General features: G+C 63.4%; 19 protein-coding genes. 14 read left to right on the forward strand and 5 right to left on the reverse strand.

Annotated features, from left to right (window positions below):
- Positions 1–2 precede the first annotated feature (2 nt).
- Positions 3–401, forward strand: coding sequence for a hypothetical protein (locus tag Q0799_RS09795; RefSeq protein WP_298397789.1), 399 nt, complete (start codon positions 3–5; stop codon positions 399–401).
- Positions 379–858 (forward strand): DUF411 domain-containing protein, encoded by a 480-nt coding sequence (locus tag Q0799_RS09800; protein ID WP_298397791.1) that lies wholly within the window; start codon positions 379–381, stop codon positions 856–858. Before Q0799_RS09795 ends, Q0799_RS09800 begins: the two co-directional genes overlap by 23 nt.
- Here the strand turns inward: Q0799_RS09800 and Q0799_RS09805 are convergent.
- Positions 849–2,672 (reverse strand): ATP-binding protein, encoded by a 1,824-nt coding sequence (locus tag Q0799_RS09805; RefSeq protein ID WP_298397793.1) that lies wholly within the window; start codon positions 2,670–2,672, stop codon positions 849–851. The two genes, Q0799_RS09800 and Q0799_RS09805, sit on opposite strands and share 10 nt — an antisense overlap.
- A 159-nt stretch (positions 2,673–2,831) precedes the next feature.
- Here Q0799_RS09805 and Q0799_RS09810 point away from each other — a divergent pair, with 159 nt between their 5' ends.
- A complete protein-coding gene (locus Q0799_RS09810; protein ID WP_298397795.1) occupies positions 2,832–4,406 on the forward strand; it encodes a peptide chain release factor 3 in 1,575 nt (524 codons plus the stop codon).
- A gap of 2 nt (positions 4,407–4,408) precedes the next feature.
- Positions 4,409–4,861: a molybdopterin synthase catalytic subunit MoaE gene (gene moaE, locus Q0799_RS09815; RefSeq protein WP_298397797.1), complete on the forward strand. Its 453-nt coding sequence runs from the start codon at positions 4,409–4,411 to the stop codon at positions 4,859–4,861.
- Between the two features lie 47 nt (positions 4,862–4,908).
- On the opposite strand, the gene Q0799_RS09820 is transcribed toward moaE, so the two are convergent.
- Positions 4,909–6,495 carry a methyl-accepting chemotaxis protein gene (locus Q0799_RS09820; protein WP_298397799.1) on the reverse strand — a complete coding sequence of 529 codons (1,587 nt, stop codon included), beginning with the start codon at positions 6,493–6,495 and terminating at the stop codon, positions 4,909–4,911.
- Positions 6,496–6,702: 207 nt separating this feature from the next.
- Here Q0799_RS09820 and clpB point away from each other — a divergent pair, with 207 nt between their 5' ends.
- A complete protein-coding gene (gene clpB, locus Q0799_RS09825; RefSeq protein ID WP_298397801.1) occupies positions 6,703–9,285 on the forward strand; it encodes an ATP-dependent chaperone ClpB in 2,583 nt (860 codons plus the stop codon).
- 49 nt (positions 9,286–9,334) lie between these two features.
- Here clpB and Q0799_RS09830 read toward each other — a convergent pair whose 3' ends face one another.
- A complete protein-coding gene (locus Q0799_RS09830; protein ID WP_298397803.1) occupies positions 9,335–9,631 on the reverse strand; it encodes a DUF2502 domain-containing protein in 297 nt (98 codons plus the stop codon).
- 82 nt (positions 9,632–9,713) lie between these two features.
- On the opposite strand from Q0799_RS09830, the gene Q0799_RS09835 reads away from it, so the two are divergent.
- Both Q0799_RS09835 and Q0799_RS09840 read left to right on the forward strand, forming a co-directional pair.
- Positions 9,714–10,493 (forward strand): DUF1684 domain-containing protein, encoded by a 780-nt coding sequence (locus tag Q0799_RS09835; RefSeq protein WP_298397805.1) that lies wholly within the window; start codon positions 9,714–9,716, stop codon positions 10,491–10,493.
- 78 nt (positions 10,494–10,571) lie between these two features.
- The gene (locus Q0799_RS09840; RefSeq protein WP_298397807.1) at positions 10,572–10,991 is read left to right on the forward strand and encodes a DUF4395 family protein; all 420 of its coding nucleotides are present in this window, start codon (positions 10,572–10,574) and stop codon (positions 10,989–10,991) included.
- A gap of 46 nt (positions 10,992–11,037) precedes the next feature.
- Here the strand turns inward: Q0799_RS09840 and narL are convergent, their stop codons facing one another.
- Positions 11,038–11,682 carry a two-component system response regulator NarL gene (gene narL / locus Q0799_RS09845; protein ID WP_298397809.1) on the reverse strand — a complete coding sequence of 215 codons (645 nt, stop codon included), beginning with the start codon at positions 11,680–11,682 and terminating at the stop codon, positions 11,038–11,040.
- A 10-nt stretch (positions 11,683–11,692) separates the two neighbouring features.
- On the reverse strand, positions 11,693–13,546 hold the full coding sequence (locus Q0799_RS09850) for a HAMP domain-containing protein (protein WP_298397811.1): 1,854 nt from the start codon (positions 13,544–13,546) through the stop codon (positions 11,693–11,695).
- A gap of 286 nt (positions 13,547–13,832) precedes the next feature.
- Here Q0799_RS09850 and napF point away from each other — a divergent pair, with 286 nt between their 5' ends.
- The 7 genes from napF to Q0799_RS09885 all read left to right on the forward strand — a co-directional run bounded on the left by napF (position 13,833) and on the right by Q0799_RS09885 (position 19,981).
- Positions 13,833–14,288, forward strand: a complete 456-nt coding sequence (napF, locus tag Q0799_RS09855; protein ID WP_366940774.1) for a ferredoxin-type protein NapF — start codon at positions 13,833–13,835, stop codon at positions 14,286–14,288.
- Positions 14,285–14,536, forward strand: coding sequence for a chaperone NapD (locus tag Q0799_RS09860; RefSeq protein ID WP_028994985.1), 252 nt, complete (start codon positions 14,285–14,287; stop codon positions 14,534–14,536). The genes napF and Q0799_RS09860 overlap by 4 nt, the downstream gene beginning before the upstream one ends.
- 2 nt (positions 14,537–14,538) lie before the next feature.
- Positions 14,539–17,115, forward strand: coding sequence for a nitrate reductase catalytic subunit NapA (gene napA / locus Q0799_RS09865; RefSeq protein ID WP_298397816.1), 2,577 nt, complete (start codon positions 14,539–14,541; stop codon positions 17,113–17,115).
- A gap of 62 nt (positions 17,116–17,177) precedes the next feature.
- A complete protein-coding gene (gene napG, locus Q0799_RS09870; RefSeq protein WP_298397909.1) occupies positions 17,178–17,987 on the forward strand; it encodes a ferredoxin-type protein NapG in 810 nt (269 codons plus the stop codon).
- Positions 17,984–18,856 (forward strand): quinol dehydrogenase ferredoxin subunit NapH, encoded by an 873-nt coding sequence (gene napH / locus Q0799_RS09875; RefSeq protein ID WP_366940775.1) that lies wholly within the window; start codon positions 17,984–17,986, stop codon positions 18,854–18,856. The genes napG and napH overlap by 4 nt, the downstream gene beginning before the upstream one ends.
- Positions 18,853–19,314: a nitrate reductase cytochrome c-type subunit gene (locus tag Q0799_RS09880; protein WP_298397820.1), complete on the forward strand. Its 462-nt coding sequence runs from the start codon at positions 18,853–18,855 to the stop codon at positions 19,312–19,314. Before napH ends, Q0799_RS09880 begins: the two co-directional genes overlap by 4 nt.
- A 22-nt stretch (positions 19,315–19,336) precedes the next feature.
- Positions 19,337–19,981 (forward strand): NapC/NirT family cytochrome c, encoded by a 645-nt coding sequence (locus Q0799_RS09885; RefSeq protein ID WP_298397822.1) that lies wholly within the window; start codon positions 19,337–19,339, stop codon positions 19,979–19,981.
- The last annotated feature ends 61 nt before the right edge of the window (positions 19,982–20,042 follow it).

Raw genomic sequence — 20,042 nt, forward strand, 5'->3', positions numbered from 1 at the left:
CCATGAAAACCCTGATTTCCACCCTCGGCCTGGCCGTCCTCCTTGCCGCCTCGCCGGCCATCGCCCACGAAGACCACGGCAAGTCCATGCACGGCGGTTTCGTCCTCGACGCCGGTCATGCGCAATTCGAGATCGTTGGCAAAGGCGAGACCGTGACCGTTCATGTCAGCGACCACGGCAAGCCGGTGGCGACCGCCGGCGCCGCCGGCAAGCTGACGATCCTGACCGGTTCGAGCAAGCGCGAGATCGAACTCAAGCCGGCCGCCGCCGACCAGTTGCAGGGGCAGGGCGTGATCAACCCGGGGGACCGCGTGCTGCTCAACGTGGGCTGGCCCGGCCAGAAGCCGATGAGCGCACGGACCACGGTGAAGAAGGAGAATGCTCATGCCGGCCACCACTGAGCGTCAATTGCGCCGCCGGTTGCTGCAGGCCGCCTTGCTGCTGCCGTTCGCGGCGCTGGCCGCACCGCCGCAGCGGCAGCAGGTCGAGGTCTGGAAAAGCCCGTATTGCGGTTGCTGCAAGGACTGGATCACGCATCTGGAAAACGAGGGTTTCGCGGTGATTGCCCACGAAGTCGACGATCTCGACGCGGCCCGGAAACGCCTGGGCATGCCGGCGCGCTACGCCTCGTGCCACACCGCACGGGTCGGCGGCTACCTGCTCGAAGGCCATGTGCCGGCGCGGGAAATCCGCCGGCTACTGGCGGAAAAGCCCAAGGCCATCGGTCTGGCCGTGCCCGGCATGCCGGTCGGTTCGCCGGGGATGGACGGCCCGGCTTACGGCGGCCGGCGCGATCCTTACGACGTGCTGCTGGTGCAGGGCGAACGCAACGCCCGGGTGTTTGCCGCCTACCGTTGACGCCGGCCTGCCTGCAGCCACTTGTGGATGGTGGCGAACAGGCGGTCGGGATCGACCGGCTTGGTCAGGTGCTCGTTCATGCCCACCGCCAGACACTGCTGGCGGTCCTCGAGGAAGGCGTTGGCCGTCATCGCCAGGATCGGTGTCGATTCGTAGGCGGGCAGGGCACGGATGGCGCGTGTGGCGTCGATGCCGTTCATCTTCGGCATCTGCATGTCCATCAGGATCAGCGCGTAGTCGTTGCTGCTGGCCATCGCCACAGCCTGTTCGCCGTCCTCGGCGATGTCGACCTTGAGGCCGACGTCTTCCAGCAGGCCGAGCGAGACTTCCTGATTGATCGGTTCGTCCTCGGCCAGCAGGATGCGCGTACCGGCAAAGTCCCGCTGCAGCATCAGCGCGCTGTCGGCGTCGGCAGCCGGATTGGCCGGCGTCGCGCATTTTTCCAGGCAGAGACGGAACCAGAAGGTGCTGCCCTGGCCAAGTTCGCTGCGCATCCCGATCTCGCCGCCCATCAATTGCACCAGGTGCTTGCTGATCGCCAGTCCCAGACCGGTGCCGCCGTACTTGCGGCTCATCGAGTTGTCGGCCTGCTCGAAGGCATTGAACAGTCGGCGCTGGTCGGCTTCGCTGATGCCGATGCCGCTGTCGCTGATCTCGAAAGCCAGGCAGACCGAGTGGTCGTCGGCGCGGATCTCGCTGATCTGCAGTCCGACCTTGCCCTGGTCGGTGAACTTGATCGCGTTGATCATCAGGTTCAGCAGGATCTGCCCGAGCCGGACCGGGTCGCCGCACAGGCATAGCGACGACAAGGCGGGCGGCAGGTCGATCTCCAGTTTCAGGCCCTTTTCGCCGGCGCGCTGGGCGAGCAGGCTGTGCAGGTTTTCGGTCACCGCCCCCAGGCGGAAGTCGATGCGTTCCAGTTCCAGGTGGCCGGCCTCGATCTTGGAAATGTCCAGGATGTCGTTGATCACCGCCAGCAGGTGTTGCGAGGCCTGCTCGATCTTCTTCAACTGCTGCTGCAGGCCGGCCGGCGGCGACTGGCGCAGGGCCAGGCCGGTCATGCCCATGATCGCGTTCATCGGCGTGCGCAGTTCGTGGCTCATGTTGGCCAGGAAGGTGCTTTTCGCGCGACTGGCCGATTCCGCGCTCTCCTTGGCTTTCGACAGGGCGGCGGTGCGTTCCTCGACCAGCGCTTCCAGGTGCCCGGTGTGTTTGGCGACCTCGGCTTCGAGGCGCTTGCGTTTACGGATGTCGACCAGCAGGGCGATGGCGATGGCCGAGACGAGCAGGAAGGCCAGGCCAAGCACGCCGATGATCAGGCGGCTGCGCTGTTCGATGTGAGCCGTCTGCAGGTCGACCATTTCCTCCAGGCGTTGCTGGTAGTACCAGAGGTCCTGGCTGGCGTTGCGGCCCGGGGTGATGTCGTGAACGACCGAGAAGAGCAGGCGGCGGCCGTCGAAAACGTAGGGGCGGCTGAATACCTCGACGGTGCGGATGGTGTCGTCGGCCAGCTGATGCCGGAAAATGAAATAGTTACGCCCCTCGGTTTCGGCCAGACGGCGTTCTTCGGCCACTTGCTCGTCGGTGAAGGTGTTGATCTGCTGGATCGACATCTGCCGCAGTTTGTCGCGCTCGTAACCATAGAAACGGCTGGCCGCCGGGTTGGCATCGACGATTTCCCCGCTTTTCGGATCGATGAGCAGCATGACCGTCGCCTGCTGTTCGAAGATTTCCTGGAATGACGGAGTTTGCGCACGTACCGGAGAGAGCAGGGCGAGGGTCAGTCCGAGGAGGGCGAAAAGGCGAAGCGGCAAGGAATATCCAGTTTTGGGGCGACTTGAACGATTTTTTCCGATACTAGGTGTGGATATTACTTTAGTAATACAAAGTCCGTCCATGATCCGGATCATCAATTCGGGGCACGATGGCGGGCAGGTATAATGCCGCCCTTTACCTGACGTATCCGGATACCCGTGAGCCAGCTCGACGAAGAAATCTCCCGCCGCCGCACTTTTGCGATCATTTCCCACCCCGACGCCGGTAAAACGACGCTGACCGAAAAGCTGCTGTGGTTCGGCGGCGCCATCCAGGTGGCCGGCGAAGTGCGGGCGCGCAAGGCGTCGCGCCACGCCACCTCGGACTGGATGGAGCTGGAAAAGCAGCGCGGCATCTCGGTGACCTCGTCGGTGATGCAGTTCCCCTACCGCGAATGCATGGTCAACCTGCTCGACACGCCGGGCCACGAGGACTTCTCGGAAGACACCTACCGCACGCTGACCGCCGTCGACTCGGCGGTCATGGTCATCGACTCGGTCAACGGCGTCGAAGCGCAGACGATCAAGCTCCTGAACGTCTGCCGCATGCGCGACACGCCGATCCTGACCTTCATCAACAAGCTTGACCGCGAAGGCAAGGAGCCGATCGACCTGCTCGACGAAATCGAGTCGGTGCTCGGCATCCAGTGCGCGCCGATGACCTGGCCGATCGGCATGGGCAAGCGTTTCCGCGGCGTCTATCATCTCTACGACGACACCATCGCCTTCTTCGATCCGCAGGCCGAGAAGGGCACGGCCGAAATGATCAAGGGGCTGGACAATCCGCGCCTGGATGAACTGATCGGCAGCCAGGCCGACGAACTGCGCAGCGACATCGAGCTGGTGCGCGGTGCGTCGCATCCCTTCGACGCCGAAGCCTACCTGTCGGGCAAGCAGTGCCCGGTGTTCTTCGGCTCGGCGGTCAACAACTTCGGCGTGCAGAGCCTGCTCGACGCCGTCGTGGACCTGTCGCCGGCACCCAAGGCGCGGCCCGCGGTGAGCCGCACGGTGGATGCCTTCGAGCCCAAGTTCTCCGGCTTCGTGTTCAAGATCCAGGCCAACATGGACCCCAAGCACCGCGACCGCATCGCCTTCCTGCGCGTCTGCTCGGGTCGCTTCGACCGGGGCATGAAGGTCAAGCAGGTGGCCACCGGCAAGACCCTGTCGATCAACAACGCCATCACCTTCATGGCGCGCGACCGGTCGACCGCCGACGAAGCCTGGTCGGGCGACATCATCGGTATTCCCAACCACGGCTCGATCCGTCTCGGCGAGACCTTCACCGAAGGCGAGGACCTGCGCTTCACCGGCATCCCGTCGTTCGCGCCGGAACACTTCCGCCTCGCCCGCATCGCCAATCCGCTGAAGATCAAGCAATTGCAGAAGGGCCTGCAGCAGCTGGCGGAAGAGGGGGCGACCCAGTTGTTCCGTCCGCTGTCCGGCACCGACCTGATTCTCGGGGCGGTCGGCACGCTGCAGTTCGACGTGGTCGCCAGCCGCCTCGAAAACGAATACGGCGTGCAGGTCATTTTCGAAAGCTACAATTGTTCGACGGCCCGCTGGATTCATGGCGACGCCGGCGAACTCAAGCAGTTGTCGGAACGCTACAGCGCCAACGTCGCGCTCGACGGCGCCGACGACCCGGTTTACCTGGCCCCGAACAATGTCTACCTGAACATGGTCAAGGAAAAGTATCCCAAGCTTCGTTTCGAAGAAGCGCGCGAGGTCGCCTGATCATGAGCGTACGCGTCCAGCAAGCGGATTTCGATGTCGGTGCCGAACTGAGCGCCTTGCGTGCGGCCGATCCGCGGGTCGGGGCGCTCGCTTCCTTCCTCGGCCTGGTGCGCGACATCAACGACGGGGCCAGCGTTTCGGAAATGACGCTCGAGCATTACCCGGGGATGACCGAGAAAGCGCTTGAGGAAATCGTCGCTGAAGCCCGGTCGCGCTGGGATATCTACGACGCGCTGGTGATCCACCGCGTCGGACCGCTCAAGCCCTGCGACCAGATCGTGCTCGTGGCGGTGACCAGCGCGCATCGCGGCGAAGCCTTCGCCGCCTGCGAGTTCATCATGGACTACCTGAAGACGAGGGCGCCGTTCTGGAAGAAGGAAGCGACGCCGGACGGCGGGCGCTGGGTCGATGCCCGGGAGACCGACGACAGCGCGGCAGCGCGCTGGCAGAAATAAGAAAGGGGCGCCGCGGCGCCCCTGTTCTTTCCTGGTAAGGAATCCGCTCAGGTCTTGAAGCGGGCAACCGCCTCATGCAGTTCGCCGGATAGCTGATGCAGGCGACGCGCCGCATCGGCGGTGTGGCGCACGGCAATCGCGCTTTCCTCGGACATCTGGGCGATGGTTTCGAGTTTCTGGGCGATGTCGTTGCTGGCATGACTCTGTTCGGAAATCGAGTCGGAAATGCCATTGACCACGAAAGTGACGCGCTGGGCCCCGTCGCGGATACGCTCGATCGAATCGCCGGCCTGGTTTGCCAGTTCGACGCCCTTGCCAACCTTGGCGACGCCGGACTGCATGCTGCCGACGGCGCTGCGCGTACCGTTCTGGATCTTGCTGACCATTTCGGCGATTTCGGTGGTCGACAGGCTGGTCCGTTCGGCCAGCTTGCGCACCTCGTCGGCAACCACGGCAAAACCGCGACCCTGTTCGCCGGCACGCGCCGCCTCGATGGCGGCATTGAGCGCCAGCAGGTTGGTCTGGTCGGCGATTTCGCGGATGGTATTGACGATGGAGGTGATCTGGTCGGACTGGCGGCCCAGGTCTTCGACGATTTCCGACGAGGACTGAACGGCCTCGGAAATCTTGCGCATCTCGGTCGCGGCGCTGTGAATGACGGCTGCGCCTTCTTCGGAAATGACGGCCGATTCCTGGGAAATGCCGTGGGCTTCGCCGGCGTTTTCCTTGACCTGGTCGATGCTGACGGCCATTTCTTCGACCGAGGCAGCCATCGACGAGGCCGCGTCGCTTTGCTGGCGGGCACGGTCGGCGACTTCCTCGGAGGCATGCAGCAACTGGTCGGCGGAACTGGCGACCTGCTCGGCATTGCTGACGATGGTGGTGATCATCGTGCGCAGCGTGTCCTGCATGGCGCGGATGTCGGACAGCAGGTTTTCACCCGGCGGGCAGTCGACCGGCGTAGACAGGTCACCGGCAGCGATGCGCCGGGTAATTGCCGTGGCCGCCGCCGGATCGCCGCCGAGCGTACGGATGATGCTGCGTGTAACCAGCAGCAGCGAGACGGCGATGAAGCCGCCAATGGCCACGCCCCACAGCAGCAGCTTGAGCGCATCCTGGCGGAACTTGGTGTCGACGTCGTCGATGTAGATGCCCGAACCGATGACCCAGCCCCAGGGCTTGAAGCCCATGACGTAGGAAATCTTCGGTACGCCTTCCTCAGCGCCCGGCTTGGGCCACAGGTAATCGACGAAGCCGGCGCCCTGGGTCTTGACCACCGTGTTGAATTCCCGGAACAGGAACTTGCCGTTCTTGTCCTTCAGTTGGTCGAGTTTCTTGCCTTCCAGGTCGGGCCGGATCGGGTGCATGACCATGAGGTCGTTCAGGTCGTTGATCCAGAAATATTCCACTTCGTCGTAGCGTAGCGCACGGATGTTTTCGGCGGCTGCCTTGCGCGCGTCGTCGTCGCTCAGGCGACCGGCCTGGGCTTCCGCATGGAAGTGTGCGGCGATGCCGTGGGTGACTTCCACCAGATTACGAACCTTGTTCTGCCGGTCTTCCATCATCCGTTGCTTGCCGTTGATGAGCAGTACGGCGAAAAGGATGATCAAGGCGCCGATGGTGGCCAAGGTCATGGCCGTCAGTTTGCCGCGCAAAGTCATTGGCGAACCCCCATTTGCATTCTCCTGATAATGTTTCTAAGGTTTTTTCGATTTGCGGAGATTACCCCAAAATCCTGGGTTGGCAATAGGGGGAATCCTGTGCTCGATTCCGCTCACTTGAAAACTGTCTGATTGCCCTCACTTGGGTGTCATTCCAAGATTCCCGCCGGGAGCCAGCACATGCGTATCGACAAATTCACCACCAAGTTCCAGCAAGCCCTGGGCGACGCCCAGAGTCTGGCCAATGCCAACGACCAGCAGTTCATCGAGCCGCAGCACCTGCTGCTGGCGCTGCTCGGCCAGGACGACGGCGGCACGGCCTCGCTACTGGCGCGCGCCGGCGTCAACGTGCCGGCCTTGAAGCGCGACCTCGAAGGGGCGCTGAACCGTCTGCCCAAGGTCGAAGGTCACGGCGGCGACGTCCAGGTTGGCCGCGACCTCGGCAACCTCCTGAACCTCACCGACAAGGAAGCGCAGAAACGCGGCGATCAGTTCATCGCCAGCGAGATGTTCCTGCTCGCCCTGTGCGACGACAAGGGCGAAACCGGGCGCATCGCCAGGCAGCACGGCCTGCAGAAGAAGGCGCTGGAAGCCGCGATCATGGCCGTGCGCGGCGGCCAGAACGTCGATTCCCAGGAGGCCGAAGGCCAGCGCGAATCGCTGAAGAAATTCTGCATCGACCTGACCGAGCGCGCCGCGATGGGCAAGCTCGACCCGGTGATCGGCCGCGACGACGAAATCCGTCGCGCTATCCAGATCCTGCAACGCCGCACCAAGAACAACCCGGTGCTGATCGGCGAGCCGGGCGTCGGCAAGACCGCCATCGTCGAAGGCCTGGCGCAGCGCATCGTCAATGGCGAAGTGCCGGAGACGCTGAAGGGCAAGAAGGTGCTGGTGCTCGACATGGCCGGCCTGCTCGCCGGCGCCAAGTACCGCGGCGAGTTCGAGGAGCGCCTCAAGGCGGTGCTGAAGGAAGTGGCGCAGGACGAAGGCCGCATCATTCTGTTCATCGACGAAATCCACACCATGGTCGGCGCCGGCAAGGCCGAAGGCGCCATCGACGCCGGCAACATGTTGAAGCCCGCCCTGGCGCGCGGCGAACTGCACTGCATCGGCGCCACCACGCTGGACGAATACCGTAAATACATCGAGAAGGACGCCGCGCTCGAACGCCGCTTCCAGAAAGTGCTGGTCGACGAGCCTTCGGTCGAATCGACGATCGCCATCCTGCGCGGCCTGCAGGAGAAGTACGAATTGCACCACGGCGTGGACATCACCGACCCGGCCATCGTCGCTGCTGCCGAACTCTCGCATCGCTACATCACCGACCGCTTCCTGCCGGACAAGGCCATCGACCTGATCGACGAGGCTGCCGCCCGGATCAAGATGGAAATCGACTCCAAGCCGGAAGTCATGGACAAGCTCGACCGCCGCATCATCCAGTTGAAGATCGAGCGCGAAGCGGTCAAGAAGGAAAAGGACGAAGCCTCGCAGAAGCGCCTCGGCCTGATCGAGGAAGAAATCGCCCGGCTGACCAAGGAGTACTCCGACCTCGAGGAAATCTGGAAGGCCGAGAAGTCGGCCGTCCTCGGTTCCGCGCAGATCAAGGAGGAAATCGACCACCTCAAGGCCGAGATCGCCCGCCTGCAGCGCGAGGGCAAGCTGGAGAAGGTCGCCGAGCTGCAGTACGGCAAGCTGCCGCAGCTTGAAGCGCAATTGAAGAAGGCCGAAGCCGAGGGCGACGGCAGCCAGCAGAAGAACAAGCTGCTGCGCACGCAGGTCGGCGCCGAGGAAATCGCCGAGGTGGTCAGCCGCGCCACCGGCATCCCGGTGAGCAAGATGATGCAGGGCGAGCGCGACAAGCTGCTGAAGATGGAAGAGCGCCTGCACAACCGTGTCGTCGGCCAGGACGAAGCCGTGCGCCTGGTCGCCGACGCCATCCGCCGCTCGCGTGCCGGCCTCGCCGATCCGAACAAGCCCTATGGCTCCTTCCTCTTCCTCGGGCCGACCGGTGTCGGCAAGACCGAACTGTGCAAGGCGCTGGCCGAGTTCATGTTCGATTCCGAGGAACACCTGATCCGCATCGACATGAGCGAGTTCATGGAGAAGCACTCGGTCGCCCGCCTGATCGGCGCGCCGCCGGGCTACGTCGGCTACGAGGAAGGCGGCTATCTGACCGAGGCGGTGCGCCGCAAGCCGTACAGCGTGATCCTGCTCGACGAGGTCGAGAAGGCGCACCCGGACGTCTTCAACGTGCTCCTGCAGGTGCTCGACGACGGCCGCATGACCGACGGCCAGGGCCGCACGGTGGACTTCAAGAACACCGTCGTGGTGATGACCTCCAACCTTGGCAGCCAGATGATCCAGCAGATGCAGGGCGACGACTACCAGTTGATCAAGCTGGCGGTGATGGGCGAGGTGAAAACCTATTTCCGTCCGGAATTCATCAACCGTATCGACGAGGTGGTGGTCTTCCACGCGCTCGACGAAAAGCACATCGCCGGCATCGCCAAGATCCAGCTCGGCTACCTGGAAAAGCGCCTGGCGCAGCTGGAAATGGGCATCGTCGTCGACGAATCGGCGCTGCTCGAACTGGCCCAGGCTGGTTTCGATCCGGTCTTCGGCGCCCGTCCGTTGAAGCGTGCGATCCAGCAGCAGATCGAGAATCCACTGGCCAAGGCCATCCTCGAAGGCAAGTTCGCCGCCAAGGACGTTATTCGTGTCAGTTGCGAGGGCGGCATCCTGCGCTTCGCCAAGGGCTGATGCGCCGGCGGTAAATCAGTGGGCGGGCCCTTGCGGCCCGCCCCATCGTTCAGCAGTTGCCCTTCTTGGCCTGGCCCGGTGGGCAGAAACCGGGGCCCTGGTGCGGCACGCCCTGCGGCCTGCCGGTATAGTATTTCTCGCCGCGCGGGCCGTGGTGCTTCTTCCAGTAACCAGGTTCGCGCCACTCGTAGCCGTCCCAGTAGTAGCCGCGGTCGTTGCGGCTGCCGAAGGTGACGGTGACGCCGCCGGTCTGGACGCGGAGGCTGCCGACATCGACGCGGATGTCGCTGGCACCGGCCAACAGTGGGGTAGCCGCGATCAACGCGGCGCACAGGAATTTTTTCATGATTCTTCTCTCTTTCGGTAAGGGACCCTGTCCTGAATAACGGACGAGCGGCGGAAAAAGATTACGCAAGGATTGTAAGCAAATGAAAGCGACCCTGGAGGAATGGCGGCAGGCCCGCCATGCGGAACTTGCCGGTGCCGACAGCTGGCTCGGCCTGGTTGGCCTGTTCTGGCTCGACGACGAAATCAGCAGGGTCGGCAGCGGTGAAGATTGCGTTGTCCGCCTGCCGTCCGGGCCGGCGCATCTCGGCGATCTGATCCGCCGCGATGCTTGCGTCTTCTGGCAACCGGCCGGTGGCGAGGCGAGGGCGTTGCAGACCGACCGTGACGGCCGGCCCGATACCATTGAGCATGACAGCCTGTCGTTTTTTGTCGTCGACCGCGAAGGGCGCTTTGCCGCCCGTGTGCGCGACCGCGCCTGGGCGACGCGCCAGCCGTTCGCCGGTGTCGACTATTTCCCGGAAAACGCTGCCTGGTGCATCGACGCCGACTGGCTACCGCTCGATCCGCCGCTGACCATGGAAGTCCCCAATGTCACCGGCGAACTGAAACCGGTGACGGTCGCCTTCAAGGCGGTGTTCGCAGTCGATGGGCAAAGCGTCGAACTCCTGCCGATGTCGGTCGGTGAGCGCGAGGTCTTCTTCGTCTTCCGCGACCGGACGAGCGGTCGGGAAACCTACGGCGCCGGCCGTTTCCTGAAGGCCCGCCCGGCGGCCGACGGCAGGATTCGCCTCGATTTCAACCGCGCCTTCAACCCGCCCTGTGCGTTCACGCCCTTCGCCACCTGCCCGCTGCCGCCGCCGGAGAACTGGTTGCCGTTTCCCGTCGAGGCCGGCGAGAAGCGCTGGCTGGGCGGGCATTGAGCCGTGGCTTGAAATACTTGCTTGCTGCATTGCACCAATGTAATATTAGCGTCTAATTATATTTTGATGGAGTCAGCCATGTTGCGTTTCGACATTGCCCCGGTGTGTTCCAACGCCTATCGCTTTCAGGCGACGATGAGCTTTGCCATCGCCGCCATCTACCTGTTCACCCCGTACCAGTGGGTGTCCCTCCTGCTGGCCGTCGGCGGTTTCATCCGCGGTTTCGTCAATCCGCACAAGTGCCTGTCGTACAAGCTGTTCGCCGGCATTACAGACAAGCTGGGCATCCCCAAGATGCAGAATGCCGGTTCCAAGATGTTCGCCGACAAGATCGCCGCCATCGCCGGGACCGCGATGTTCGTGACCTGGCTGATCGGCTCCCCGGTTGGCATGATCCCGGCCTACGCTATTCTGATCTTTGCCTTCATTGATCTGGCGACCGGCTTCTGTGCCGCCTGCTGGGCTTACGGCGCTTACTACAAGTTCAAGCAGGCCTGAACGTTATCGGCCGGAATGAAAGCGCGGGAAACCGCGCTTTTTTTTGTTAACCGATATGGTTGGCCACTGCCCACACCGCGGCTTCGACGCGTGAGCGGAACTTCAGTTTCTTGAGCAGGTTGCGGATGTGCACCTTGACCGTGCTTTCCATGATGTCGAGTTCGCGCGCGATCAGCTTGTTCGACATGCCGCCGGCCAGGCATTTCAGGATGGCCGTTTCGCGTTCGGTCAGGCTGGCCTGGGTGCGTTGTTCGACCACGCTTTCCTCGCGCAGGGCCGTCGCCAGCAGGCTGGTCAGTTCCGGGCTGATGGCCGTTTTGCCGTGCATGGCGCTGTCGATCAGCTTGAGGATGTCGTCCGGGTCGTTGTCCTTGAGGATGTAGCCGTCGGCCCCGCTGCGGATGGCGGCGATCAGGTCTTCCGGGGCGTCGGAAACGGTGACCAGGATGATGCGCGCATCGATTTCCAGGTCGCGCATGGTGCGCAGGGTTTCCAGGCCGTTCATGCCTTTCATGTTGAGGTCGAGCAGGATCAGGTCGGGATCGAGGCGCTTGGCCAGTTCGATGCCTTCCTGGCCGCTGGCGGCTTCGCCGACGATTTCGAAACCGTCGGCCAGGCCGAGCAACTGGCTGACGCCACGGCGGAACAGCGGATGGTCGTCGATGATCAGGACACGGGTGGTGGTGGGCATGCTGGGTCTCTCAGGGTTCGGTCTGCCGGTATTTTTGCGGCAGGAAATGCAGGCTGATCGTGGTGCCGCCGCCGAAGGCCGTCTCGACATCGATGTCGCCTTCGAGGATGTGCGCGCGGTCGCGCATGATGCTGGTGCCGAAATGGTTTTCGGGGATGTCGGCCGGGTTGAAGCCGCGCCCGTTGTCGCGAATGCAGATGGTCACGGTATGGTCCGGCGCCACGAAGATTTCGACCGAGGCCCGGCTTGCCTGGGCGTGGCGCTCGATGTTGGAGAGCGCCTCGCGGATGATGCGGATGACGTGCATTTCCTCGTTGCCGGAAAGCACGATGCCGGACAGGCTGTTGTGCAGCTGCACCGGGAAGCCCAGTTTGTCGGAGAATTCGGCAATCGTTTCCTGCAGGGCGACGCCGAAGCCGCGCTCGTCGATGCGCAGGCGGAAGGTGGTGATCAGTTCGCGCAGTTCGCGGTAGGCCGAACCCAGTCCGTCCTTCAGTTCTTCGGCAATGGTGCGGGCATCGCACCCCTGTGCGATGCATTTCTCCAGGCGCGTGACCTGGATGCGCAGGTAGCTCAGCGACTGGGCAATCGAGTCGTGCAACTCGCGGGCGATTACCGAGCGCTCCTCGAGCACCGCCAGCCGATGTTTTTCCTCGGTGCGGCGCATGTTGAGCAGGGCGTTCGAAACGTGGTGGCCGATGGTTTCGATCAGCCGCGCCTTGTCGGCGGGTAGCGGTTCGCGCGAGCGCAACAGGATCGGTAGCGTACCGCGCATGCCGCTGGCGTCGCCGATCGGCAGGACGACGGTGCTGCCGGCTGCCGCCTGTTCGCCCAGCGGATGGGCGGCGCGGTCGAAGCACTGGGCGCAATCCTGTCTGCCGCACCAGCGTTCGACTTCCTCCGGCGTCAGGTCGCCGACCACCGGGTGGGCGGGCAGGTGGCCGTTGTCGCTGACGCAGATCATGCTGTGACCGAGTTCCAGCGCGTCCTCGACTTCGCGCAGGATGCCCTGCAGTTGATCGAGCGTCAGGTCGCTGGCCGACAGCTTCTGGCTGACACGATAGAGCAGTTCCAGCGACTGATTGGTGCGGGTCAGCTCCTGCGTTTTTTCCTCGACCTTTTCCTCGAGGTGGGCATACATGCTGGCGATTTCCTCGACCATGGTGTTGAAGGCGCGGCCAAGCTGGCCGAGTTCGTCGCCGCCAACATGGCTGACCCGGGTCGAGAACGAGCCGCGCGAAACGGTCCTGGCCGCCTTGAGCAACTGCGCCAGCGGCTGGACCAGTTGCTGGCGCAGCATCCAGCTGGTCACCAGGCTGACCATGATGATCAGCGTCAGCAGGCCGAATTGCGTGGCGCGCAGCCAGCGGACCTTCTGTTCGAGGTCTTCCTCGATCAGCACGACGACCCGGTCGATCTGCTCGACGAAGGTGGGGATGTCCTGCGCCATGATCGTCAGCGCATCGACATTGCCCTCGGCGGCGAGCCGGGCCAGCGGACGGATGTGTTCGACCCAGCGCCGGTTGACCACGTTGATTGCCTCTTTCGACGGCGAGTTGCCGACCGTCTTGTCCTGGATGAAGCGGTCCAGTCCGTGCAGCCGGCGTTCGAACTGTTCCAGGGTCTGCTGCGCCTGGGCGCGTTTTTCCGGTTGCAGCACTTCGCTCAGGCTGCGGAAGCTCATCATGCGCAGCGAGCCGGAAACGTTGATGGCGCTGGCCTGGCCGCTGATGTTCTCGGCAATGACGGTCGAGGTGACGATGGACGCGAAGGAGAGCAGGGCGAGGATGCCCATGGCCAGCCCCAGCCGCACCAGCACCGAATCCTGCAAGGCATCCGAAATGGAAGAAAAGAAACGCTTCATGGCCGGTATTGCGGATTACCTCTTTTTTGCCTGGGGGTATTCGGATTGCCCGGGCAGTTTTGTGTGCCCGGATTCATGCGCTTGATTCTACGGGAAAAAACCTCGGCGATTGCGGCAAAGGTACTACCTATTAAGGGGTAGATCGCAGTTCGTCGGGTCATTTTCCGGGGCTGTTGGCGCTCAACTCACGGGCGTAGGATCGGTTGCAGATCAACTTTCAGGCAAGCACAACATGCTCAGTCGCCGCGCTTTTCTCTGTGTCGCCCGCCCCTCCCGGGGAAATCCGGTGCGTCCGCCGTGGGCGTTGGCCGAGAGCGTTTTCGTCGATGCCTGCACCCGCTGCTCCGCCTGCATCGAGGCTTGTCCGACTGGCCTGCTGCTGCGCGGCGACGGCGGTTACCCGGAAGCCGATTTCACGCCGGGCCGCGCCCCGGACGGCTGCACCTTCTGCGGCGACTGCCGCTCGGCATGCACCCCGGGCGCCTTGAAGGCCGATCAAAGCTGGTCGCTCAAGGCGGTCTTTTCCGACGATTGCCTGGCCGAACAGAAGGTTGTCTGCCGGACCTGCGGTGAAAGCTGCGAGGCCCGCGCCATCCATTTTCCTCCCCGGCTGGGCGGTGTCGCCGGGCCGCAACTCGATGCCCTGGCCTGTACCGGCTGCGGCGCCTGTCTCGCCGATTGCCCGACCCGGGCGATCCGCATCCTTTCCATGAATACAACTGCCAACCGAGGTGTCGCATGAAGATCGTCAGTCTCGTTCTCAAATACCTGCCCGAGCACACGCGTGCCGTGCAGCTTGGCGTCGAGGCCGTGCCCGGCGCCTCCGTCGCCCACGATCACGGCGACGGCCGGATGCTTGTCCTGATCGAAGACGGTGAAGGCTATGCCGTTTCCGATTCCATCATCGGGGTCCATCACGTGCCGCACGTGATGTCGGTGACCCTGGCTTACGAATACTGCGACGACGCGCTTGAACCCGAGGAGGCTTGACCATGACCATGAATCGCCGTGAATTTCTGAAGACCCAGGCTGTTGCCGCTGCTGCGGCGACCGCCGGGATTCCGCTGGCTGCCAGCGCCCAGACCGCCCGTGCCGGCGGCCCGACCGAAGTCCGCTGGGACAAGGCCGCCTGCCGCTTCTGCGGTACCGGTTGCGCCGTGCTGGTCGGCGTCCAGAACGGTCGCATCGTCGCCACCCAGGGCGACCCGGACTCCCCGGTCAATCGTGGCCTGAACTGCATCAAGGGCTATTTCCTGTCCAAGATCCAGTACGGTGAAGACCGCCTGACCAAGCCGCTGCTGCGCATGAAGAACGGCAAGTTCGACAAGAACGGCGATTTCCAGCCGATCTCGTGGAAGCAGGCCTTCGACATCATGGAAGAGAAGTGGAAGGAAGCGCTCAAGGCCGACATGCAGGCCAACGCCGGCAAGCCGGTCAATGAGATGACCTCGTCGATCGGCATGTTCGGCTCCGGCCAATGGACGATCTGGGAAGGCTATGCCGCCGCCAAGCTGTGGAAGGCCGGTTTCCGCTCCAACAACCTCGACCCCAATGCCCGCCACTGCATGGCCTCTGCTGTGGCCGGCTTCATGCGTACCTTCGGCATCGACGAACCGATGGGTTGCTACGACGACATCGAGAACGCCGACGCCTTCGTGCTGTGGGGCTCGAACATGGCCGAGATGCACCCGATCCTGTGGTCGCGCATCACCGACCGCCGCCTGACCCATGCTGGCGCCGAAGTCCATGTGTTGTCCACCTTCGAGCATCGCAGCTACGAGCTGGCCGACAACCCGATGATCTTCTCGCCGCAGACCGATCTGGCCATCCTCAACTACATCTGCAACCACATCATCCAGAGCGGCAAGGTCAACCAGGACTTCGTCAAGAAGCACGTCAATTTCAAGATGGGCGAGACCGACATCGGTTACGGCCTGCGTCCGGCGCACGCGCTGGAAAAGGATGCCAAGTCGAACGGTTATCCGGGCGCCGACGGCAAGCCCAAGGGCGATACCGGCGCAGCCAAGCCGATCACCTTCGAGGAATTCGCCAAGTTCGTTTCCGAATACACCCTGGACAAGACCGCCAAGCTGTCCGGCGTGCCGGCCGACCGCCTCAAGCGCATGGCCGAGCTCTATGCCGATCCGAAGAAGAAGGTCGTCAGCTTCTGGACCATGGGCTTCAACCAGCACACCCGCGGCACCTGGGTGAACAACATGATCTACAACGTGCACCTGCTGACCGGCAAGATCTCGACGCCGGGCAGCGGCCCGTTCTCGCTGACCGGCCAGCCGTCGGCCTGCGGCACGGCGCGCGAAGTCGGCACCTTTGCCCACCGCCTGCCGGCCGACATGGTCGTGATGAACCCGGATCACCGCAAGTACTCGGAAAAGATCTGGCAACTGCCGGAAGGCACGCTCAACGCCCGCATCGGTTTCCACGCCGTGCTGCAGAGCCGCATGCTCAAGGACGGCAAGCTCAAGTGCTACTGGACGACGACCACCAACAACATGCAGGCCGGGCCGAACATCAATGACGAGATGTACCCGGGCTGGCGCAATCCGGCCGCTTTCGTGGTCGTTTCCGATGCCTACCCGACGGTGTCGGCGATGGCTGCCGACCTGATCCTGCCGTCCGCCATGTGGATGGAGAAGGAAGGCGCCTACGGCAATGCCGAGCGCCGCACCCAGTTCTGGCGCCAGCAGGTGTCGGCACCGGGCGAGGCCAAGTCCGACCTGTGGCAGTACATCGAGTTCTCCAAACGCTTCAAGGTCGAGGACGTGTGGCCGGCCGACCTGATCGCCAAGAAGCCGGAATACAAGGGCAAGACCCTGTTCGACATCCTCTACAAGAACGGCGTGGTCAACAAGTTCCCGCTGGCCGATCTGGAAAAGGCCAACGGCCACGCGATCAAGGGCTACATGAACGACGAGTCGAAGGAACTCGGCTACTACCTGCAGAAGGGCCTGTTCGAGGAATACGCCGCCTTCGGTCGCGGCAAGGCCCACGATCTGGCCGACTTCGACGTCTATCACAAGGCCCGCGGCCTGCGCTGGCCGGTGGTCGATGGCAAGGAAACGCTGTGGCGCTTCCGCGAAGGCTACGATCCGTATGTCCAGAAGGGCGAGGATTTCAGCTTCTACGGTCACAAGGACAAGAAGGCCGTGATCTTCGCGCTGCCCTACCAGCAGCCGCCGGAAATGCCGGACAAGGAATTCGACCTGTGGATGTCCACCGGCCGCGTGCTCGAACACTGGCACACCGGCACGATGACCCGTCGCGTTCCCGAACTGCATCGTTCGGTGCCGGAAGCCGTGGTCTTCATGCATCCGGAAGATGCCAGGAAGCGCGGCATCCAGCGCGGCATGAAGGTCAAGGTGGCGTCGAAGCGCGGCGAGATCCAGTTGCGCGTCGAAACCAAGGGCCGCAACAAGCCGCCGGTCGGCCTGGTGTTCATCCCCTTCTTCGACGAAGGCAAGCTGGTCAACAAATTGATCCTCGATGCGACTTGTCCGATTTCCAAGGAAACGGATTTCAAGAAGTGTCCGGTCAAGATCACCCGCGCCTGAGATCGCAGCGAGCCTGAATCGTGAGCACGAATCCCACCGCCAAGCCTGAAGGAAAACCCGGCGTGTCGCCTGCCTTCCTGGCACGCCGGAAATTCCTCAACGGCATCGCCGCTGCGGCCGGTGGTGGGGTATTGCTCAGCCTGGTTCCGCTGCTCGCCGCCCGGCCGGCCGGGGCAACCCCGGCGCAGGCCTTGCGGCCGCCCGGCGCACTCAACGAGCCGGATTTCCTGGCCGCCTGCGTGCGTTGCGGCCTGTGCGTTCGCGATTGTCCCTACGACACCCTGGTGCTGGCCCCGGTCGGCGGCGAGGTGACCGGCGGGACGCCATATTTCAAGGCGCGCAGCATCCCTTGCGAGATGTGCGAGGACATTCCCTGCGTCAAGGCCTGTCCGACCGGCGCACTGAATCCCAAGCTCACCGACATCCTCGATGCCCGCATGGGGCTGGCGGTGCTCTCCGACCATGAAACCTGCCTCAATTACCTGGGTCTGCGCTGCGATGTCTGCTACCGCGTCTGCCCGGTGATCGACAAGGCGATCACGCTGGAGAGCATGCACAACCCGCGTTCCGACCGCCATGCCTTGCTGCTGCCGATGGTTCATTCCGAGCATTGCACCGGTTGCGGCAAGTGCGAGGCGGCCTGCGTGCTGCCGGAAGCAGCGATCAAGGTGATGCCGGTGGCGCTGGCCAAGGGCGCCTTGCCCGACCACTACCGCAAGGGCTGGGAAGAAAAGGCACGTCACGGCAGTTCGCTGATCGGCGATCAGGTCGAGATGCCGGTACGCGGTCTCGAAGGCAAGGCCTACGGCGATGTGCGCGTCGATCGCGATGCGCCGCCGCCCGCCGGCATCGATTCGGGATGGAAGCCATGAGCGCCACCCGCAATCCCATGCATCCGGGCCGCGACGCCGTTCGCGACAAGGGCTGGCTGGCGGCACACCGCTACCTGATCCTGCGCCGGGTCTCGCAGTTCGGCATCTTGCTGCTGTTCATGACCGGGCCCTGGTTCGGGCTGTGGATCGTCAAGGGCAACCTGGCCTCGTCGCTGACGCTGGACATCCTGCCGCTGACCGATCCCTACCTGTTCGTGCAAAGCCTGGCCGCCGGTTTCATGCCGGCCTCGGCCGCGCTGATCGGGGCGGCCATCGTCATCGCCTTCTATGCGCTGTTCGGCGGTCGTCTGTACTGTGCCTGGGTCTGCCCGGTCAATGTCGTCACTGACGCCGCAGCCTGGCTGCGCCGGCGTCTGGGTCTGAAGTCGGGGCGGGCGCCCGACGGCAATACCCGTTACTGGGTGCTGGCCGGTTCGCTGCTGCTGGCTGCCTTCACCGGCACGCTGATGTGGGAGGTCGTCAATCCGGTCAGCATCCTGCAACGCAGCCTCATTTTCGGCCTCTCCGGCAGCCTGGCCGTGGTCCTGGCGATCTTCGCCTACGACCTGCTGGTCGCCAGTCGCGGCTGGTGCGGTCACCTCTGTCCGATGGGCGCCTTTTACGGCCTGCTCGGCCAGAAGTCGCTGCTGCGCATCACCGCCGATCAACGCGGCAAGTGCGACGACTGCATGGACTGCTTCGCCGTCTGCCCGGAACCCCAGGTCATCCGTCCGGCGCTCAAGAAGGCCGGTCAGGACAGCCCGCTCATCCTCGATGCCGATTGCACCAATTGCGGTCGCTGCATCGATGTCTGCAACAAACACGTTTTCCACTTTACTCATCGGTTCGATCAAAGGAGCGATTCATGAAAAACAAGAGCCGCCTGTTCACTGCTGCTTTGGCCGCGGCACTCATGGTTTCCACACTGTCGTGGGGGCCGGTCCATGCGTCTGAGGGTGGGCTCAAGAGCCTGCGCGGGGCTGCCATCCAGGCCCCGGAGACCGAATCCGCCGATCCGTTCAAGGTGATGAAGGACAGCCCGCCGATCGAGCGCGACTACGTCCAGCAGCCGCCGCTGGTGCCGCACAAGGTCGATGGCTACAACGTCACGATGAAGTACAACAAGTGCATGGATTGCCACTCCTGGAGCCGCTACAAGGAAACCGGCGCGACCAAGGTCTCGCTGACCCACTTCAAGACGCGCGACGGCCAGGAGTTGTCGAACATCTCGCCGCGTCGTTACTTCTGCCTGCAATGTCACGTCCCGCAGGTCGATGCCAAGCCGCTGGTGGCCAACAAATTCAAGCCGGCCGAAGGCATTCGCTGAACCCGGCTGACGGAGAAGAATCATGGAAAACAACAAGCCTGCAGGGCTGATTGGCAGGGTTCGTGGCTGGGTTGCCGGTATCGGCGTGGTCACGGTGCTCGGTCTGTTCGGTGCCGGCATCATCTTCTGGGGCGGTTTCAACACCGCGATGGAATACACCAATACCGAGAAGTTCTGTATCTCGTGTCACGAAATGAAGGACAACGTGTACGCGGAATACCAGAACACCATCCATTACTCGAACCGTTCCGGGGTCCGGGCCGTTTGCTCCGATTGCCACGTGCCCAAGGAATGGGTGCCCAAGATGATCCGCAAGATCCAGGCGAGCAAGGAGGTCTGGGGCAAGATCACCGGTGTCGTCAATACGCCGGAGAAGTTCGAAGCGCACCGGCTGACCATGGCCACCCGCGAATGGGAGCGGATGAAGGCGAACAACTCGCAGGAATGCCGTAACTGCCATAACTTCGAGTATTTCGACTACGGTGCCCAGGGTCGTCGTGGTGCCAACACCCACCAGCAGGCGTTCAACGACGGCAAGACCTGTATCGACTGCCACAAGGGGATCGCCCACAAGCTGCCCGAGGTCGATCAGTCGATCACCGTGATCAACGCCGACGGCGCGCCGCCGCAGGTCTTCCATCCGCCGGTGAGCGGCAGCAAGGACTAGGACTTTTCAAACCACCTCTCGAGCGCGTCCGGTTCCTGCGAACCGGCGCGCTTTTTTTCGT

Origin of the sequence: uncultured Azonexus sp., assembly GCF_937982035.1 — a bacterium.
Classification (GTDB): domain Bacteria; phylum Pseudomonadota; class Gammaproteobacteria; order Burkholderiales; family Rhodocyclaceae; genus Azonexus.

Excerpts from the sequence above, each read along its gene's own strand:
- Q0799_RS09835 (WP_298397805.1), top strand. The coding sequence starts at position 9,714 with ATGAAAGCGACCCTGGAGGAATGGCGGCAGGCCCGCCATGCGGAACTT.
- Q0799_RS09885 (WP_298397822.1), top strand. The coding sequence starts at position 19,337 with ATGGAAAACAACAAGCCTGCAGGGCTGATTGGCAGGGTTCGTGGCTGG.
- Q0799_RS09850 (WP_298397811.1), bottom strand. The coding sequence starts at position 13,546 with ATGAAGCGTTTCTTTTCTTCCATTTCGGATGCCTTGCAGGATTCGGTG.
- clpB (WP_298397801.1), top strand. The coding sequence starts at position 6,703 with ATGCGTATCGACAAATTCACCACCAAGTTCCAGCAAGCCCTGGGCGAC.
- Q0799_RS09860 (WP_028994985.1), top strand. The coding sequence starts at position 14,285 with ATGAAGATCGTCAGTCTCGTTCTCAAATACCTGCCCGAGCACACGCGT.
- Q0799_RS09820 (WP_298397799.1), bottom strand. The coding sequence starts at position 6,495 with ATGACCTTGGCCACCATCGGCGCCTTGATCATCCTTTTCGCCGTACTG.
- napH (WP_366940775.1), top strand. The coding sequence starts at position 17,984 with ATGAGCGCCACCCGCAATCCCATGCATCCGGGCCGCGACGCCGTTCGC.
- narL (WP_298397809.1), bottom strand. The coding sequence starts at position 11,682 with ATGCCCACCACCACCCGTGTCCTGATCATCGACGACCATCCGCTGTTC.
- Q0799_RS09800 (WP_298397791.1), top strand. The coding sequence starts at position 379 with ATGCTCATGCCGGCCACCACTGAGCGTCAATTGCGCCGCCGGTTGCTG.
- Q0799_RS09880 (WP_298397820.1), top strand. The coding sequence starts at position 18,853 with ATGAAAAACAAGAGCCGCCTGTTCACTGCTGCTTTGGCCGCGGCACTC.
- Q0799_RS09795 (WP_298397789.1), top strand. The coding sequence starts at position 3 with ATGAAAACCCTGATTTCCACCCTCGGCCTGGCCGTCCTCCTTGCCGCC.
- Q0799_RS09830 (WP_298397803.1), bottom strand. The coding sequence starts at position 9,631 with ATGAAAAAATTCCTGTGCGCCGCGTTGATCGCGGCTACCCCACTGTTG.
- moaE (WP_298397797.1), top strand. The coding sequence starts at position 4,409 with ATGAGCGTACGCGTCCAGCAAGCGGATTTCGATGTCGGTGCCGAACTG.
- Q0799_RS09840 (WP_298397807.1), top strand. The coding sequence starts at position 10,572 with ATGTTGCGTTTCGACATTGCCCCGGTGTGTTCCAACGCCTATCGCTTT.
- napA (WP_298397816.1), top strand. The coding sequence starts at position 14,539 with ATGACCATGAATCGCCGTGAATTTCTGAAGACCCAGGCTGTTGCCGCT.